Source organism: Microvirga ossetica, from assembly GCF_002741015.1.
In the GTDB taxonomy this organism is placed as follows: domain Bacteria; phylum Pseudomonadota; class Alphaproteobacteria; order Rhizobiales; family Beijerinckiaceae; genus Microvirga; species Microvirga ossetica.
The window spans coordinates 49574-67739 of the sequence record NZ_CP016618.1 but is presented as its reverse complement, the minus strand read 5'-3'; the positions used below and the strand labels follow the sequence as shown (position 1 = coordinate 67739).

Sequence of the window (18166 nt, the reverse complement as noted above, 5' to 3'; positions counted from 1 at the left end):
CGTCATCAGCTCCCGCCAAGGCACTTGTTTGTATTGACACCGGCCAAGATCACACCAAGTGTCCAAGAGAACGGGCCCCCATTGGTGGCTCAGCCGCCGGCTGCTCCACGCATCCTGCCGAGCATTCTTGAGCCGGCGCGAAGTCACTCTGAAACTGTTGAGCCTGCCCGTCGCAAAAGTTCGCCGCGCTCGAAGTCCGATCAGGGCCAGATGGAATTTAGTCTGAATACGATCGCGACTGAGGATGCGAATGATGCTCCCGACGAAGACCGCATGGTACCGGCAGCCATGTGGCACACAGATACTTCTCTCAGTGAAGTGACCGCAACACCCGTCAATGAGGTTCAGGCTCAAGAGGTTGGGCGCACAAAGGCGAAGGCACGAAAGCCACAGAAGAAAGTCTCGGAGACAGGTGTGTCGGGAACGGTGCCCCAGCCAATGCCCCAATTGGAGACGGTACCGGAGACGCAAGTGGTTGAACCTGCGCCCGTGACGGGGTCGCAACGAGTGGATCGGCGCAGGATCACGAAGCGTCAGGCTGCTGCTGTTCAACTCCGGCGCAACGAGCGTTGGAAGCGACGTCTCCATCCGGCGGCCTGGTGAGTTACCGGCATCCAAGGCAGGATTGATGCGGCTGCCGCGTCAAAGGCGTGGACGATGTTTACTCTATCTAGCCCTGGTGCGGTTGCGGCCGTCAGCTTCCGCGGCATTCAAGACCGATCTACACAAGGCAGAATGAAGTTCGTCGTTTCCTGAGGCAAGGCCTCTGGGAGCCCGGTGTTGAACGTGGAGGCGAGTTCCACGCCGCAAGCTCCGATTTCGGCCGACGAAAGTCTAATCTCAGGTGGACTAGAGCCCGAGTAGAAGCGTTTTGCCTCCGGTTCGGCCAAGGGTGACCGCGGGGCTGAGCCTCCTACAGCACTGGGATGCAACGTGTTTGTAGCACCAACTCGCCAACGTCGTGGCCATGGCGGCTGTTGATGGATTTGAGCCAATCGATATCAATCAGGGCGATATGCGCGTCCTGTTGCCGATGCGAGCTTCGCCGAGGTCGACCCAGTACGTTCCAAAAAGGTAATAGATTCGTTGACCTGGGAGGCCCGGCAGGTCTAGGTTCATGCTCCAGCCACACAGGACAAAGCACTGCGCCATGATTGAGGGACTTCGCCGGTCGTTACTGCTTGTTCTACTTGGCATGAACTCTCTATTAGTTGCCCCTTTGGCCATTGCCGCTGAACTCACTCTGGATGTCGGCTCACCGATGACGCTTACTACGCAGGAGCTCTTGGCTCGTCCTGATGTCGCGACCATTCACATTCCAAGTGACGTGTCCTACCGCCGAGCTATGACCTACCAAGCAGTTCCGCTGCGAAGTCTTTTGGGCATGGAAAGAATCCCCTTCGACGGAGACCTTCAGATTGTTGCGACCGATGGCTTCGTGACGAACCTGCCGTTCGCGCTACTCAACGCATCCGGCCCTGGTGCTGTCCCGTGGCTGGCGATTGAGCCGCTCAACCAACCCTGGCCAAAAACTCCAAATGGGGTTGCTACCGGCCCATTCTATCTTGTCTGGCTCAACCCGGCGGCCTCTGGGATCATGAGCGAGCAATGGCCTTTTCAGGTTGCTGCGATCAGAAAAGTTGCTGCTCATACAGCAAGGTGGCCACAGCTTGCGGTTGGAGATGATGTGCCTACGTCATCCCCAATCCGTAGGGGACAGCTTGTTTTCGCGACGCAATGCATGGTCTGCCATCGGATGTCAGGTGCGGGCGACGCCACAGTCGGGCCGGACCTCAACATCCCCCGAAATCCAACCGAATATTTTCAACCATGGGCGCTGAAAGCCTTTATCCGGAATCCTCAGTCGCTCCGTTCATGGCCGGAGATGCGGATGCCAGGGTTTGAGCAGGAGGCCGTGAGTGATACTGACCTCGATGCGATCATAGCCTACCTCGCTTATATGGCCGGACAGCGACGTTAGATATCTCCCAAGACGCTGTTTCGGAAGCTTCTAGCGCGGGCCTGCGGCGACCCGCAGCGCCGGATGGATAGACCGGACGTGAGAGTTGCGATGCCGACCGGCTTGCGCAAGGGCCGAGCCCGCGCCGCACCCTGACCGACGCTCACAGCAGGGTGTTGTCATGTCTGGATGGCGCCCGTTTGGCAATGTGATTGTTGTTGACGTTTAGGCCTAGCGGGGCGGGTGCAGTCATGTCTCCGGCCTTTGAACGCGGTGCTTCATGACCGCCGGCCCTGATGTTTTACGCTGGAAGCTGGTCCCTCTCACATTATCGCGCTCGACTGACGCAAGACAACGTCACGGGTTTGCCAGATCCGGCGGTCCATATCCGCTTTGGCTTCACATCATCTCATCGTCACCGTGCCAACTGGGATGCCCTATGGGCAGATCGTTTGAACTGGTCGCCTATGCCGCCGACGCTGCAACTCCCTTGCTCCCGGGCTCGTAAGTCGTGCTCCTGGCCATCACCGCCCAGGCGATCCGGGCCATCTTGTTGGCCAAGGCGACGGCGACCACCTTGAACGGCTTCTTGGCCAGCAGAGACCGGGCCCAGTCAGCCATAGCCGTCCTGGTCTTGCCAGACTTCATGCTGTAGAGCGCAGCGTGCGCACCGACGACCAGCAGCTTGCGCAAGTGCCGGTTGCCCATCTTGGAGATGGAGCCCAGCCTCGCCTTACCGCCGGTTGAGTGCTGCCGCGGCACGAGGCCGAGATAGGCTGCGAACTCCCGGCTGCCCTGGAACAGGCTGGCGTCCGGGACGCTGGCCGCGAGACAGGAAGCGACAATCGGACCAATGCCGGGGATGGCGGCCAGTCTCATGCTGACCGGATCGCTGCGATGGGCCGCCAGAATGGCCTTATCGAGCTTGGCAATCTGCGTCTCGATCCCGAGCAGCATCGTGGCCAAAGGCTGAAGCGCAGTTCGAGCTGCCGCGGGGAAGTCTGGATTGGCCTCCTCGTGGAGGAAGGCGATCAGCTGGCGCGTGTTGCGAGCGCCTTGCGCCACCACGATGCCCAACTCTGCAAAGTGACCGCGCAAGGCATTGATCAGGGCAGTTCGCTGCCCGATCAGGAGATCGCGGGCTCTGTGTAGCATGAGAGTGCTTTGCTGCTGTGGACTTTTGACCGGGACGAAGCGCATCGACGGCCGCGCGACGGCCTCACAGATCGCCGCCGCGTCCGCGGCATCATTCTTCTGCCGGCGCAGATAGGGTTTGACGTAGGCGGGCGGGATCAGACGGACGTCATGCCCGAAAGCCATGAGCGTCCGAGCCCAGTGATGAGCCGTCGCGCAGGCCTCCATCCCGATCAGGCAAGGCGGCAGCCTGCTGAAGAACCCCTGCACCTGGCTGCGCCGCAGCGCCTTGCGCAGGACGATCTTTCCACTCCTGTCCACCGCGTGCAGCTGGAAGACGTTCTTTGCGATATCAAGGCCGATCGTGGCAATCTCAGACATGGAAGTGATCCTCTCCGGTTCTTCAACATGCCCATTCTGGCACGTCGACGCTGGTGGAGGGCGCCATCCACGACATCACGTTAACCAGCATCGGGCGCATTGAGGCAAATTTGGCCACATGACAGCTTCAAGCGGCGACATTCGCCGCGACTTTCCACTCCGCCATGGCGTTGAGGCGGTGAAGGTGGGTCGCACGGGCAGAGCGGCGGGAGCGGGGTGGAACGAAAAGGTTGCGGACAGCAGAGAACACGTTGACGAACCTCTGCAGCCCTCCGGCAGATCGAAAGCCCTGCCTCGCCCGTTCGCGTCGGCTAAACGGCAGATGCGAATTCTCTGCCCGATTGTTGAGCCCTTTATGCGAGCGGTGTTCGACGTCTGGCATAACCTGGCGCTGGGCGGCTGTGTAGGAACCGAGCTTGTCGGTGATCATTCGCCGGGGTGGGCAACCTTGCTTCTTCAACAGCCGCTTCAGCAAGCACTTCGCCGCCTTGGTGTTGCGCCGGCTCTGAACGATCTCATCCAGGACGTATCCATCCTGATCAACCGCCCGCCACAACCAGTGCTTCTGGCCAGAGATCGTGACCACGACTTCGTCGAGATGCCAAATATCGCGACGGTCTGGTCTCTTGCGCCTGAGGCGGCGAGCATAATCCGGCCCAAACTTCAAAGCCCAGCGGCGGACCGTCTCGTAGGACACGAGAATCCCGCGCTCGAGCAACATCTCCTCAACCAGCCGCAGACTCAGAGGAAACCGGAAGTACAACCACACCGCGTGGGCAATGATCTCAGGCGGACAGCGATGGCGTTTGTAGCTGACGGGCTTGCTCATGCCGGACCATCTACACCGTTCGCTCTCATGTCCGGGTTAACGTGACAACGCCGGGCCGCGATGCCACCGACGTCGCGATCTCGACGAGCTTCGGCCCGTCCTCCCTGGCGGAGTTCTCCGTCACGATGGACGAATTCCGCGATACGTCAGAGTGACTGGGTCAGAACCCATCGGCGGCGAACCGGCCACCATAAGGCTTGGATAGGGGAGGGGCATACCCTTCGATCTTGGATGTCTTGAGGCCCAGTCCTACGAGAGTTTCTACGAGTTTGACGGCGCACGCGACGCCATCGAGGACCGGCAGCCCGTGACGGGCTGAAAGGTCCGCCGCGAGGTCCGCCATGCCGGCGCAGCCCAGCACGACGGCTTCGCAGCGATCCTCGCGTTTGGCCGCTTCGATCTCGTCGGAAATCCGCATTCGCGCATTGCTGGTCGCGTCCTCCAGCGCCAGCACGGGAACGTCGGATGCCCGCACGCGGGCGCACCGTGCGGCGAGGCCGTACTTCCCGAGATTATGCTCGATGATCGGCACGGACCGCGATAGGGTGGTGATGACTGAGAAGCGACCTGCGATGAGGCTGGCGCAGTGAAAAGCTGCCTCACCGATGCCCACCACCGGACCAGTCGCGAGCGATCGGGCCGCGTCCAGTCCCGTGTCGTCGAAGCAGGCGATAACATAACCTTGGAATCCCGCCTCTTCGCCTTTCCGGATCTCACCTAGCAGGCCCGGAAGACTGTAGGCCTCATCGAAATATCCCTCGATAGAAGCGGGACCGTCGACCGGATTGACCGCCGAGAGCGTCGTTCCTTCGTGGGCGACAGCCCTGGCCGCAGCCTCGATCTTTCGCGTCATGGAGGAGGTGGTATTGGGGTTGACGAGAAGAAGCCGCATGTTGTCAGAGCAAGCCTTTCCCGGCATCGGACCCGTGTCGCGAGCGCCGCTTCTGTACGAGGAGAACGATTGATACGGTCACGATGATGACCGCGAACGAGATCCCTGTTGTCACCGTGCCAAGGGCATAGATAACGGGAGTCGTCACGGTCGTTGTCAGGCCCTGCAGGGTGAGCGGGAGAGTGTTGTCGGCCCCGACCGCTTGGCTCGAGCGGGCGATCTCGTCCCATGACAAAGTGAACCCGAAGAGGACAACGCCTACGAGAGAAGGAGCGATAATCGGTACGAGAACGTAGGTGAATGTCTGCCAGGATGAGGCTCCGAGGTCTCGCGCCGCCTCCTCGTAGGCGCTGTTGAAGCGGTTGAAGATGGCGAACATGATCAGCACACCGAACGGCAGCGTCCAGGTCAGGTGAGCTCCGAGACCCGACGACATGAGGCCCATAGCGGTCTGGTAGAAGTTCTGGATCGTGTCGACCTCATAGGCGTCGCCGACAGCTTTTACATTCTGGTCGATAATCTGAAACTCAAGGGCAATGCCAAGGGACACAATGATGGAAGGCAGGATCAGGCTCGCGATGGCCGTATAGAACAGCACGCTCTGTCCTCGGAAGCTCCGGCGAAAGGCCAACCCGGCCATCAATGAGATTACGACGGTCAGGACTGTAACGAGCGCCCCCAGTTTGAGGGAGTTTAGAAGCGCATCGACCACATAAGGCACGCCAATGCCGGCCAAGAGATTGCGGAACCAGTGGAGGGACACGCCGTTCATGGGAAAGGTCATGCCCCCTTCAGGTCCCTGGAACGACAGGGCCACGATGGTGATCGTCGGCCCGTACAGGAACAGCACGTAGAACCCGAACAGGAACGACAGGACATAGAAGCTGCGGGACCGACCTTCGCTCATGGTCTTAAAGCTCCCTCCGGATATCGATGAAGCGGATGAGCGTGGCGATGATCATCAGGACGACCGCCAGCAACACCACTGCGTTTGCGGCCGCGATCGGGAACTGCAGCGCGCCGATCTGGGTCTGGATGACCTTGCCGGCTGACGCGATCTGCTGCCCGCCCATGATGCCGATGGTGATGAAATCTCCCATCACGACCGTGATGACAAAGATTGACCCAATGGCGATCCCCGTCTTCGAGAGCGGAATGATGATGTGCATAAGGATCTGCCAGCCTGTCGCGCCAGCATCCCTCGCGGCTTCGACCAGAGACTTGTCGATGCGCGACATGGAGTTCGCAATGGGAACAATCATGAAGACCGTGTTGAGATGCACGAAGGCGAGCAGCACCGAGAAGTTGGAATAGAGGAGCCAGTCGAGGGGCTGGTCCACGATGCCCGCTCCGACGAGAGCTTGGTTGACGAGGCCGTTGCGTCCCAGAAGCGGCACCCAGGAGATCATGCGGATCACGTTCGAGGTCCAAAACGGGATCGTGCATAGGAGCGCCAGCACAAGGCGGGCCGTCGCGGTGCGGATCTCGAAGGTCAGGTAATACGCGATGGTGAAGCCGATCACGAGGGTGAGGAGCCACACGGCCAGACAGAAGCGGAGCGTCGACAGGTAGGTTCGGAACGTGGTGCAGAGATCTGGCAGAGAGACGATGCAGCGGTCAAAGGCATCGCGGTAATTGTCGTAGATGAAGTCGGGCTCGATGGAATAGCCCGTATAGCTCCAGAAGCTGACAATGAAGGTCACCACGAGGGGCAGGGCGAAGAACAGGAGAAGCACCGCCGCCAGAGGTGCGGCCTGCCAGTAGGAGGTCCAACGCGCGTGACGGGTCATCGCCTGCTTGTCGTCAGTCGTGAACGGAAGAGGCACGGCTGAACGCTTCAGCCATGCCGGAGCTTGCGCATCCTCAGGCGGCGATGAACTCATTCCACTTGCGGACCATGTACGCGTTCTCGTCCATGATCGAGTTCCAGCACGCCACCGAGCCCATGCGCTCATCGTAGGATCCGCCGTCTCGGACCGCGCCCGCCTTCTCTAAGATGCCGCCGTCGGGGCCCTTGATGTCCTTCTCGGCGGGCTTGCCTTCCATCCAGTAGGCCCACTCGTAGGGCTCCATGTTCTCCTTGGCGGTGTCGAGCACCGCGGAATAATAGCCCTGCCGGTTGAGGTAGGCGCCCGCCCAGCCAGACAGGAACCAGTTGATGAACTCGTAGGCCGCGTCGAGTTCCTTGCCCTTGAGAGTCCTCGGCAGACCAAAGCCCGAGGCCCAGGCGCGGTAGCCCTCCTTGAGCGGCTGGAACTTGCACTGGATGCCCTTGAGGCGCACGGCCGTGACGGCCGGCGACCACATGGACTGGATCACCGTCTCGCCCGATGCCATCAGGTTGACGCTCTCGTTGAAATCTGTCCAGAAAGCACGGAACTGTCCTGCCTTCTTGGCCTCGATGAGGGTCGCGATGGTCAGGTCGATTTCGTCTTTCGTCATGTTGCCTTTGTCGGCATATTTGTGCTTGCCTGAAGCCTCAATGACCATGGCGGCATCCATGATGCCGATAGACGGGATGTTGAGGATCGAGGCCTTGCCCTTGAACTGCGGGTTTAGGAGCTCCGCCCAACTCTCGACGGGGCGTCCGATCAGGTCGGGCCGGATGCCGAGAGTATCAGCGTTGTAAGTGGTGGGGATCAGGGTGATCCACTCCGTGGGAGAGGCAGCGAACTTCTTCGCGTTCTGACCCTCCAGATACATCACCTTGTTTGGCGCGGTGCCCTGAAGGCCGATCTTCTTGCCGCTGATCTCGCCCTTGGTGATGGCGGGCGCAAGCTTGTCAATGAGCTTGATCTTCTTGGCGTCCATGCCCATCAGGTTGCCCGACGGGATGAGGTTGCGCAGGCTGAAATACTCCGTGTCAACCAGATCGAAGGAGTTCGGCTGGGTGATGATGCGCTTGGTCACGTCGTCAGTCGTGACCGTGACGTACTCGATCTTAATGCCGAGATCTTTGGCGGCCTTCTCGGCGATGGCAGGGGACTGGTTGGTGGCCGTCGAAAGGTACCGGAGCGTCACAGGCTCGGCCGCGATAACGGCCGGAAAGCCCGTGATTGCCGTTCCGGCGGCCGCGCCTGCCAGCGCTGCGCCGCTTTTCAGGATTTGCCGGCGAGATAAGTTCGTCGCGTCGTCGTTCTTCTTCATCGTAGTCCCCTTTTTCCCTCTTTGGGTTTGAATTCGATCGCCTACCGGGCTCCGCCCTCGAGGACGTGGGCTTCGGCGGGAGCCCATGAGGCGAGCACACGCTCGCCTTCGGTGAGGGGGGTGGCGCGAAAGACCTGCTCGGACATGAGCGCGGTCAGTTCGCCGCCACGATCATCGACGAGTTGGATCGAAAAGCCGGTTCCAGCGTATTCGACAGTTTTGATTGTGACTTCCCGGCTTGTCGCATCCGCAGAGCCGTCTCGTCCGAGCATCGTTCGGTCTGTTCTGACCGCAACCGCGCGGTCACCGAGATCGATGACGTTATGAGCCCCGATGAAGCGAGCCACAAAGGCTGTTCTCGGGCGGGTAAACAAATCCTCTGCCGTGCCTTTCTGCTCGATCCTGCCGGCATTCATCAGGACCACGAGATCCGAGAGCGCCAAGGCCTCATCCTGGCTGTGGGTGACGTGCACGAAAGTAATGCCGAGGCTTTTCTGCAGTCGCTTGAGCTCACCCCGAACGCGCAGGCGAAGAAATGGGTCGAGAGCCGAGAGCGGCTCGTCGAGGAGAAGCACCGATGGGCGGGTGATCAGGGCGCGCGCAAGCGCGACGCGTTGCTGTTGGCCGCCTGAGAGCTGTGAAGGGCGTCTTTCAGCATAGGCCTCAAGATCGACGATCTTAAGCATCTCCTGTGCCTTTATGAGGCGCTCGACCTTCGGCACACGTTTCATTTTGAGGGCAAAGGCGACGTTCTCGGCCACGGTTAGATGGGGGAAGAGGGCATAGCTTTGGAACATCATTGCCGTTCCGCGCTTGGCTGGCGGCATCAGAGTGATGTTCGCATTGTCGAGGAGGATGTCGCCCGAAGTGGCCGCCTCATGCCCTGCCAGCATGCGCAGGCTTGTGGTCTTCCCGCATCCAGACGGACCTAAGAGGCAGCAGTACGTCGAAGCAGGTATCTTAAGGTCGATGCCGGCAACTGCGACCGAGGCACCGTAGGCCTTCACCGTCTGCACGAATTCAACTTCGCCACGGCTGGCCTTTTGAACCATTGATACCTCGGGCGCTGCCACAACTCAGCATCGTATTTATAGCTTTATCTGTCGTTGCTTAGCCAGTTAGCTGCAGGTTCATTTGTGATCTTGCGATGAGCAAAGAATAGGCAACCGCCTATACGTTTCGCACTACGATACACATCAATGGATGGCGCCAAGGTTATGGAGAGTGGCGGTTGCCGATTACCTTGGCGGCCGAGGCGAAGTTCCTGTTGGGCTACAACGACAGTAGATTGATCGCTCAATCCGACTGGCACCTTCGGTTGAGCATTTGTCGGCTGCGATGGATTAATATTTTCATCTGACCTACGCTCACCAAAGCCTCGTTGAACGGCTGACCGGAGATTTGGGGAGCGGATGTCCGGTCTGCAGACGATCGCCGGGTTCATGGACCGCCGCTTCCAGCCTGCGATGCGGATCTTGATCTCGACCGCCGAGAGGCTGGAAAGCTTGCCGCAGCGAACCATACGAGCCAGCGACCAAGTGCGGACCGGAATCGACGTTACGATGGCAGAGCAGCAGGAACTGCTTTCCGCCGCGCAAGCCTTGGCGCGGCTGGTCACTGAGTTGGCGGCTGAGGACACATTCTTCAGCTACCTCCGTTAGCTCGCACATCGCACTGAGGTGATACATCTACAAAATCGTCAGAGACCAGCAACGCTCTGACTTTTAATCAGAGGGTCCTGGGTTCGAGTCCCAGCGCGCTCACCACCTATAACCCTTAACCGGCAAGGGTTTTATGGTCTTTTTCGTGTCTGCAGTCGCGCGCCTTCATTTCTTCCGGGTAACACGGAGGGTAACAGCAGACAAAATTCGAGCAGTCTGCGCCAGCCCCGACTTACTCTGCGCTGGGTAGCCGAACGTCTGCAATGTGGGTACGAGCTGACCTTTACACGGCCAAGCTGAATGGCCGTCCGTGACCCCTTGCAGACCTTCAACCTTCTCCTAATGTGGAGCCGCAAATTGGCACCGAAGGGAACGGCATCATGACCCACGCAATTCGCTTCCATGAGACTGGAGGGCCTGAGGTTCTGGCCTGGGAAGAGGTAGAGGTCGGCCAGCCGGGGCCGGATGAAGCCCGTGTCCGGCACACGGCTATCGGCCTCAACTACGTCGACACCTACGTGCGCTCGGGCGCGTACCCATCCTCCTTGCCGAGCGGCCTTGGTACGGAGGCGGCTGGCGTGGTCGAGGCGGTCGGTCCGGGCGTCATGGACGTAAAGGTCGGCGACCGCGTGGCCTATTCGGGCGGCCCACAAGGGGCCTATTCCGAAGAGCGGGTCATGCCGGCAGATCGCTTGGTCCTACTGCCGGACGGCATCTCCGATCAGCAAGCCGCCGCGATGATGCTCAAGGGCATGACGGCCCAGTATCTGATCCGGCAGACCTACAAGGTCAAGGAAGGCGACACCATCCTGTTCCATGCGGCTGCCGGCGGGGTTGGCCTCATCGCGTGCCAATGGGCCAAGGCGCTAGGTGCAACCGTCATCGGCACCGTCGGCAGCGATGAAAAAGCCGAACTCGCTAAGGCTCATGGCTGCGACCACACAATCCTCTACACGCGTGAGAACTTCGTCGAGCGGGTGAGGGAAATCACCAATGGCAGCATGGTGCCGGTCGTGTACGACTCGGTCGGCAAGGACACCTTCTCTGCCTCGTTGGAGTGTCTTGCCCCACGCGGGCTCATGGTGCTCTTCGGGCAGTCCTCCGGGGCGGTCGAACCTGTCGATCTCGGTATCCTGGCCCAGAAGGGCTCGCTCTATGTGACGCGCCCGACCTTGAGCTTGAGTTTGGCCATTTTTGAGGGTGCTGGAGGATCAGACATGGATCCAGAAAGCGGGCTCTGAGGCGATGTACTCGACGGCTTGGTCGACCGGCATCGTCAGCCTGCCGAACGGACCAGGGTCCTTCCAGCGCTCGCCATTCCACCACAACACCTGAACCTTCTCGGGATCGTCGGTCGGACGCAGCCGTGCCACCGGCGCCCCGGTGCGTCGGCTCAGCAACGAGTAGCCGCGGCCTCGCTTCTCCACCACAACATCATGGGCCTGGCAGAGGGTTTCGAGCCCCTCCAGGATGCGATCGCGTTGTCCCATGAACAGGCCAGCTCCGCAGAAAGGCGTTGATCTGTCGGTCATCACGTCCGTCAGAGCGCGCCATGATACCTCCCGCACCCGCTCCTGTCCTCACCGGCTGGTTCGCACCCTTCGCGAGTGCCTTTACGGCGCCGACCTTGCGGGGCGTGCTCATCCTGATGACCGGCGCCATCCTGGCTCCCGGCCGGCGGACCGTCACGTCCGCCTTGAGCATCCTGGGCCTGCGCGAGATTGCCACCTTTACAACCTTCCATCGCGTGCTCAACCGCAACCGCTGGGCGCCGCGCGATCTCGCCCGTCGGCTGCTGCATCAGCTCATCACCACCTTCGTGCCCGAAGGACCCGTGGTGATCGCCATCGACGAGACCATCGAGCGGCGCTGGGGTGCCCGGATCCGGGCGCGTGGCATCTATCGCGATCCGGTCCGCTCTTCCCATGGTCATTTCGTCAAGACGTCGGGCCTGCGCTGGATCAGCCTCATGCTCCTGGCGCCGATCCCCTGGGCTGGCCGCGTGTGGGCACTGCCGTTCCTCACCATCCTGGCGCCCTCGGAACGCTATGCCCACGAGAGGCGGCATCGGCACAAGCTGTTGACGGACTGGGCGCGCCAGCTGCTGCTCCAGGTCGCCCGTTGGCTGCCTGAGCGACAGGTCATCGTTGTGGCTGATATGAGTTATGCGGCCATCGAGTTGCTCGAAGCGGTGCGGCGGCACCTGACGGTGATCACCCGCTTGCGGCTCGATGCGCGCCTATTCGATCCGCCCCCGGTGCGCCCGCCCGGCCAGAAGGGACGGCCGCGGGTCTCGGGCCCTCGCCAGCCCACCCTGGCGCAGCGACTGAGCGATCCGACCACGCGCTGGCGGCGGATCACTGTCCCACACTGGTACGGAGGACAGGATCGACGGCTGGCGATCGCCTCCGGCACGGCGCTCTGGTACCACCCGGGCAAGAGTGTGCCGATCCGCTGGGTGCTGGTGCGGGATGAAGCGGGCGCGTTCGAGCCGCGGGCTCTCCTGTGCACGGATCTGACGGCGAATCCGGTGGATGTGCTGCGGTGGTTTGTGCGGCGCTGGTCGGTCGAGGTGACGTTCGCGGAAGTGCGCCGCCATCTCGGAGTGGAAACGCAGCGCCAGTGGTCGGACAGAGCGATTGCCCGCACCACGCCTGCGTTGCTCGGCCTGTTCTCGTTGGTGACGGTGTGGTCCAATGAGGCTCTCAAGGATGGCTGGAAGCCACGGCAGGCCGCCTGGTATGCGAAATCGCGCCTGACCTTCAGCGATGCTCTGGCGGTTGTACGGGCCAAACTGTGGAGCACCAGTTTTGAAACGTCTCGACAGGACCGGGACCAGGTAAAAATCCCACGGGCTCTGCTCAATCGCCTTACCGAGGCTGCATGCTTCCCCACCTGAAAGGGCCAAACTCCAGTTGAGAACCTATGCGGATAAGCGGGCCGATCTTCTGGCCGTGGCCCAGGACCTGTTCGATGTCGTGCTCTCGGGCGCGGTCAAGATTGAGGTCAATCAAACCTATCCATTACGGGATGCGGCCAAGGCCCATCAGGATCTGCAAGCTCGCAAGACCACTGGATCGACGATCCTGACCGTGTAGCAGTTCGGCTCCACGGCTGGATCACGTCTCGCCAGGAGAACGAAGCCTGCGGGGAGCCTGGACAGTGCGTTGTACATGTGAGTCTTGGCGCATCCCCCGGCATTCACTACCGGGCAGCCCGGAAACGCCTGGACTGTCCCTCTAGGCATCGACGGCACCGATGCCTAGCTACCGTCCGAGATCCAAGGAGGCTGCAATGGCGAAGACGGCATTGGTGGTAGGTGTCAGTGGTATTGTGGGAACTGCAACGGCCACGCATCTCGCCGCTGAGGGCTGGGACGTGCTCGGTCTGGCCAGGCGGCCAACGGCACAGCCGGGTGTGATGCCGATTGCGGCCGACCTCCAGGACCAAGCCTCGCTCTGCGCAACTCTTGCGGAGGTCAAGCCGGAGGCCGTGTTCATCACGACCTGGTCGCGGCAAGAGACGGAAGCCGAGAACATCCGCGTCAACGCCGCCATGGTGCGCAACCTCTTGGATGGGCTGCGTCCCGCCGGCACGGTCCGACATGTCGCGCTGGTCACAGGTCTCAAGCACTACCTCGGCCCCTTTGAGGCTTATGGCAAGGGCACGCTCCCGCACACTCCCTTCCGCGAAGACCAAGGCCGGCTCGACATCGAGAACTTCTACTATGCGCAGGAGGACGAGGTGTTCGCGGCAGCCCAGCGCGACGGCTTCACCTGGAGCATCCATCGGCCGCACACGGTCATCGGCAAGGCGGTCGGCAACGCCATGAACATGGGAACGACGCTGGCTGTCTATGCCACGCTGTGCCGCGAGATGGGACGTCCCTTCCGCTTTCCCGGCTCGGCGGCACAATGGAGCGGCCTGACCGACATGACTGATGCCCGGCAGCTCGCCAAACATCTGCTCTGGGCTGCGACAACCCCCGCCGCCTTTAATCAGGCGTTCAACGTGGTCAATGGCGATGTCTTCCGCTGGAGCTGGATGTGGGGTCGCCTTGCAGAGTGGTTCGAGCTCGAGCCTGCCCCTTTCGACGGCTCCATCCTGCCGCTGGAAGAACAGATGAAGGCGGACGCCCCCATCTGGCGCGGGATTGCCGAGCGGGAGAGCTTGGTCGAGCCTGACCTTGGCCGTCTTGCCTCCCCTTGGCACACGGATGCCGATCTCGGACGACCGATCGAGGTCGTGACCGACATGTCGAAGAGCCGTCGTCTCGGCTTCACCGGCTACCAGCCAACTGATGACGCATTCTTCGACCTCTTCGCGGAGCTTCGGGCTGACCGATTGATCCCCTGATCCTTACAGTGCGATTAGGTGGCTTTTGCTACCGAATGCCGAGACCATGGGTTGCTGCGGGTGTGGGCCGGAAGGACCGCTTGTGGCACGGGGCTGACGTAAGCCGAATGTCAGCTTGCGGCGGCAACACCAGACGTTCCTGAACAGCAGGAAATATCCTGGTTTGACCGAGCCTGTATAAAAACGCGGACAGGTCCGACCTCGACGAATTATTTGTATAAATTCACGTCATTCGGCAGCAAAGACCACCAAGCAACAGTAGACGGACAGGATATTTTCTGATCGCGATTGTAGACAACTTTCAAGGCAACCATGAAGGAGCAGGTTCATTGCCGCCGATCATTGAAAGAGCACCCTCAGGGAAGTGGAAAGCGGTCAATCAGGTGGCATGAGCCGCCGGATCGAGTGGCCTGACATCCAAAGTGATCCACCGCCGAAGCGAACTGCATCTCCCCATCCTATTCCCTTGAAGACTGCGACGACTGCGTTGGTCCTCGGATCGATTTGGACGAGCGGGGTACCGCTCAGAGAGAACCAGACATAACCTCCGCCTGTCGCGATATCTCCACCCCTTCCAACCAGGCCCGTCTCGATGGTGGCGATCACCTCACCAGACGCCGGATCGATACGCTGCAATGAATTATCGCCTTGATTGTGAACCCAGATGGAGCCTTCGCCTGCGGTCAGGAAACGGGGCCTGGGACGGAGGGGAATCGTCTGAACGAGGGTGTTCGTCCGGGCATCGATCTTGTACAACTCGCCGCGGTCGAAGCCCGTCACCCAGACGATGCCATTGTCGACGATTGCCGCCGGTGCCTCGCCCGGTAACTTGATCGTCGCTTCCTCCGCCCCGGTGATGGCGTTGAAACGGGTCAGGACATTGCCCCTCGCCGTGATCCAAACTGATCCCTCGCCGACGCCCACACTGCCTTCGGTGCCGTTGAAGCGGACTGGGATGGCCAGTACAACCCTTCTTCCGACCGGGTCGAACTTAAAGATCTGTTCCGTCCCGGAATTCGGTATCCAAATCGCGCCTTCGCCGATGGCCAGGCCTCGGACGCTTGCCGTCGCCTCCCGGATCACATTGTCTTCGGCCTGATTGGTCTTGCCGTCGACGCGAACGAGAGAGGCGCCAATAGACTTCCACTCGCCGTCCACGAGAGATGTTGCCGCGGCTGTCATCATCCAGAGGGCATCGAACCCCCAGGCCACGAAATCGCCAGTGCGCTCCACTTCCGCGGTCACGGGCAATTCGTCGATTGATCGCTCCTTGGCTCCTTGGCTGGCTTGCACATCGGTCGGATAGGCGAAGCAGAAGGCAAGGAGCATTGCGACAGAGAAGAGCCACGTCATATCCGCCTCCTGGGCCGACATGGAAACCGTAACTGCTGCCTCCCGACGACCCGAAGATACCGCGATCTGGTGGCATTTGCTACCGAATGCCGTAAATTCATGCCTCTGCACCGAGGAAGCTCCGGCCTTTCGGGGCCTGCGAGACACGAAATTTCTCCAACGAGACTCTTGCCAGTGTTTTCACAACCAAGACCCTATGCAGACCTTTGCGGCGTTCGGCAGCAAAGAGCATCTGACCTGTCTGTTACCCTCCGGCCCCTCCAGGACAGAGTTCTTGTAATAAAAGAAATGCTCAGCAATCATGTGTTGCGATGAAGTTGGTAGTCTCCTCGAGAAATTGGTCGAAGGCTGGTGTCCCTGCCAGTGCCAGCAGGGAATGGTTGCTTCCCGGCAGCTCGATGAAGCTCGCGCCTGGGATGAGCCGGGCCATATAGCGTCCCTCCTCAAGCGGTACCACACGGTCGCCTTTGCAGTGAAGCACCAGGGTCGGGACCCGCACCTGTTTCGCCAACTCGGTCACATCCAACCGAATGGCCATCTCCCAAAGCCGTAGCGCATTCGTCGGACTCGTGGCGATACGCTGGAGCTCGTCGAAGCTCGAGGCGACTTCAGGCGGGGCATCGGGAATGAAGTTCGAGGTGAAGAAGTGACGGAAGACCGGGTTGGGCGATCCCCACCCGTCGCGGATAATCAAGCTCAGGGCTTCACAGAGCTTCTTCTGCTCAGGGTCTGGGCGCTTGAGCCGGCCGCGAACGAAGCCGCCCAACAGCACAAGGCAGCTCACCCGCTCCGGGTTCTCGACGGCGTAGCGGATCGAAAATGCGCAACCTTGGGAGATACCGAGGAGTGCGAACCGATCGAGTCCTGCGGCGCGAGCGACGGTCGCCATGTCACCGATCATCGCGTCTTGCGAGATTTCATCCACCTCCCAGTCGGACAGCCCGTTCCCGCGCTGGTCGAAGCGCACTAGCCGGCAGTGGCGCGCGAGTTCGGCGAAGGCTGGGCCCCAGACGGGGCTACGCCACTCGTATTCGATATGGTTGAGCCAGTTGGGCGCCTTCAGCACAAGCGGCCCCTCACCGACGCTCGCCCAGGCGATTTGGACACCATCCGGTGCCATGGCGAATTGAACGGATTGATGGAGCGCTGCCTCGGCCAGATCCTGTACATCTGCGGGCGCATTGGGCGTCCACTGCCAGACCCGAATGGGCCGGGAGATGTTCTTCACGCGCTGCCTGCCCATGTCGCGGAAAGGCTCGCGGAACCTATCCGCGACTGATTGGTGAACGATGTCGGATATACATAAGCCTCCAGGCTCCGAAAGTCCTTGAAGGCGCGAGGCGACGTTCACGCCGTCGCCGAAAACATCCCCTTCGTCGAAAATGACGTCGCCAAGGTTGATCCCAACGCGATATATGATCCGCCGATCCATCGGGCTCAGGCTCTCGCGCTCCGCCATCGCGGTTTGGATATCGATTGCGCACCGCACGGCGGCCTGAGCGGAGGCGAACTCCGCCAGCATTCCGTCGCCAGTGGTCTTGACGATGCGCCCGCCGCGGCTGGCGATTTCAGGGTCGATCAGCTCCCGCCGATGCGTTTTTTGCCGCGTGAGCACGTCCTCCTCATCCTGTTCCATGAGACGGCTGTAGCCCGTCATATCGGCGACGAGGACGGCGGCGAGTCGCCGTTCCATTAGCCTTCTCCTCCGTAGCTTTTTCTGCCCCGCCGAATACTGTCTAGGTCTTCACAAGGACTGATGGCAGCTACGCGGCCTGGGAAATGTCACGCTTGTGAGAAAAATGGTCTTAGGGTCGTCCCCGGCAACTCCACGTGCATTCTACTCCCGAGTGGAACCGTAACCTAGAGCCGGCCAAGCGGGCCGAGAACGGCAAAATATCAGTCCCGGCTCTTGTGTTCGCCGCCGCGACCATCCAAATACCATCCATATAGATGGTAAGTGGAGGGTCGTCATGGCGAGCAACGTGCACGAGCTTCGGTCAAAGGCTTCAGACAGCGAGAAGATTACGATCAACCTGGGCTATGTCGACCTTGGCCACATCGATCTGCTCGTGCAGGAGGGTTTCTACTCCAACCGGACCGACTTCATCCGGACCGCTATTCGAAACCAGCTTGATCGTCATACCGACGCCGTCAAGAAATCAGTGGACCGGCACCAGCTCGACCTCGGCCTGCGCCACTACGGTCGCCAGGACCTCGAGGCCGTGCAGGCAGCCGGAGAAATGCTGCACATCCAGGTTCTGGGTCTTGCCAGCATCGCCAACGATGTCACGCCCGAGCTGGCGCGGCAGACGATTGCCTCCCTTCACGTCCTTGGCGCCTTGCACGCCAGTCCGGCCGTGAAAGAGGCGCTGAAGGACCGCATGCGCTGACCACCGGGTAGCTCCGTCTCCCCGACTTTCGAACCTGCCCAACCCTTCCCGACGGAAGGGGCA

The 18166-nt window shown here is 60.8% G+C and carries 16 protein-coding genes and 2 pseudogenes; 7 read left to right on the top strand and 11 right to left on the bottom strand.

Going from position 1 to position 18166, the window contains the following annotated elements:
• Positions 1-913: 913 nt before the first annotated feature.
• On the bottom strand, positions 914-1132 hold the full coding sequence (locus tag BB934_RS51195) for a diguanylate cyclase domain-containing protein (RefSeq protein ID WP_157934507.1): 219 nt from the start codon (positions 1130-1132) through the stop codon (positions 914-916).
• 18 nt (positions 1133-1150) lie between these two features.
• Between BB934_RS51195 and BB934_RS34780 the strand changes: the two genes are divergently transcribed.
• Positions 1151-1981 (top strand): cytochrome c, encoded by an 831-nt coding sequence (locus BB934_RS34780; protein WP_099514851.1) that lies wholly within the window; start codon positions 1151-1153, stop codon positions 1979-1981.
• Between the two features lie 444 nt (positions 1982-2425).
• Here BB934_RS34780 and BB934_RS34775 read toward each other — a convergent pair whose 3' ends face one another.
• The 7 genes from BB934_RS34775 to BB934_RS34740 form a co-directional block, all read right to left on the bottom strand.
• A complete protein-coding gene (locus BB934_RS34775; RefSeq protein WP_099514147.1) occupies positions 2426-3475 on the bottom strand; it encodes an IS110 family RNA-guided transposase in 1050 nt (349 codons plus the stop codon).
• A 127-nt stretch (positions 3476-3602) separates the two neighbouring features.
• On the bottom strand, positions 3603-4304 hold the full coding sequence (locus tag BB934_RS34770) for an IS6 family transposase (RefSeq protein ID WP_099514381.1): 702 nt from the start codon (positions 4302-4304) through the stop codon (positions 3603-3605).
• A 160-nt stretch (positions 4305-4464) separates the two neighbouring features.
• The gene (locus BB934_RS34760; RefSeq protein ID WP_099514380.1) at positions 4465-5196 is read right to left on the bottom strand and encodes an aspartate/glutamate racemase family protein; all 732 of its coding nucleotides are present in this window, start codon (positions 5194-5196) and stop codon (positions 4465-4467) included.
• Between the two features lie 4 nt (positions 5197-5200).
• Positions 5201-6103, bottom strand: coding sequence for an ABC transporter permease (locus tag BB934_RS34755; RefSeq protein WP_099514379.1), 903 nt, complete (start codon positions 6101-6103; stop codon positions 5201-5203).
• A 4-nt stretch (positions 6104-6107) separates the two neighbouring features.
• On the bottom strand, positions 6108-6986 hold the full coding sequence (locus BB934_RS34750) for an ABC transporter permease (protein ID WP_099514850.1): 879 nt from the start codon (positions 6984-6986) through the stop codon (positions 6108-6110).
• Between the two features lie 73 nt (positions 6987-7059).
• Positions 7060-8343, bottom strand: coding sequence for an ABC transporter substrate-binding protein (locus BB934_RS34745; protein ID WP_099514378.1), 1284 nt, complete (start codon positions 8341-8343; stop codon positions 7060-7062).
• Positions 8344-8384: 41 nt separating this feature from the next.
• Positions 8385-9395, bottom strand: a complete 1011-nt coding sequence (locus BB934_RS34740; RefSeq protein ID WP_099514377.1) for an ABC transporter ATP-binding protein — start codon at positions 9393-9395, stop codon at positions 8385-8387.
• A 360-nt stretch (positions 9396-9755) separates the two neighbouring features.
• Here BB934_RS34740 and BB934_RS34735 point away from each other — a divergent pair, with 360 nt between their 5' ends.
• Both BB934_RS34735 and BB934_RS34730 read left to right on the top strand, forming a co-directional pair.
• Positions 9756-10004: a DUF3422 family protein gene (locus BB934_RS34735; RefSeq protein ID WP_099514376.1), complete on the top strand. Its 249-nt coding sequence runs from the start codon at positions 9756-9758 to the stop codon at positions 10002-10004.
• Between the two features lie 380 nt (positions 10005-10384).
• Positions 10385-11179: pseudogene (locus BB934_RS34730) on the top strand (quinone oxidoreductase family protein); the annotation flags it as partial.
• A gap of 36 nt (positions 11180-11215) precedes the next feature.
• Here BB934_RS34730 and BB934_RS34725 read toward each other — a convergent pair.
• The gene (locus BB934_RS34725) at positions 11216-11494 is read right to left on the bottom strand and encodes a hypothetical protein (protein WP_157934446.1); all 279 of its coding nucleotides are present in this window, start codon (positions 11492-11494) and stop codon (positions 11216-11218) included.
• A gap of 62 nt (positions 11495-11556) precedes the next feature.
• Here BB934_RS34725 and BB934_RS34720 point away from each other — a divergent pair, with 62 nt between their 5' ends.
• The 3 genes and pseudogenes from BB934_RS34720 (at position 11557) to BB934_RS34710 (ending at position 14360) form a co-directional block, all read left to right on the top strand.
• A complete protein-coding gene (locus tag BB934_RS34720; protein ID WP_099513884.1) occupies positions 11557-12903 on the top strand; it encodes an IS701 family transposase in 1347 nt (448 codons plus the stop codon).
• A gap of 16 nt (positions 12904-12919) precedes the next feature.
• Positions 12920-13102 (top strand): annotated as a pseudogene (locus BB934_RS34715) (zinc-binding dehydrogenase); the annotation flags it as partial.
• A 196-nt stretch (positions 13103-13298) separates the two neighbouring features.
• Positions 13299-14360, top strand: a complete 1062-nt coding sequence (locus BB934_RS34710) for an SDR family oxidoreductase (protein ID WP_099514374.1) — start codon at positions 13299-13301, stop codon at positions 14358-14360.
• Positions 14361-14735: 375 nt separating this feature from the next.
• Here BB934_RS34710 and BB934_RS34705 read toward each other — a convergent pair whose 3' ends face one another.
• Positions 14736-15713 carry a Vgb family protein gene (locus tag BB934_RS34705; protein WP_157934506.1) on the bottom strand — a complete coding sequence of 326 codons (978 nt, stop codon included), beginning with the start codon at positions 15711-15713 and terminating at the stop codon, positions 14736-14738.
• Between the two features lie 292 nt (positions 15714-16005).
• Positions 16006-17406, bottom strand: a complete 1401-nt coding sequence (locus BB934_RS34700; RefSeq protein ID WP_099514372.1) for an alpha/beta fold hydrolase — start codon at positions 17404-17406, stop codon at positions 16006-16008.
• A gap of 277 nt (positions 17407-17683) precedes the next feature.
• Here BB934_RS34700 and BB934_RS34695 point away from each other — a divergent pair, with 277 nt between their 5' ends.
• Positions 17684-18103, top strand: coding sequence for a CopG family transcriptional regulator (locus BB934_RS34695; RefSeq protein WP_099514371.1), 420 nt, complete (start codon positions 17684-17686; stop codon positions 18101-18103).
• The last annotated feature ends 63 nt before the right edge of the window (positions 18104-18166 follow it).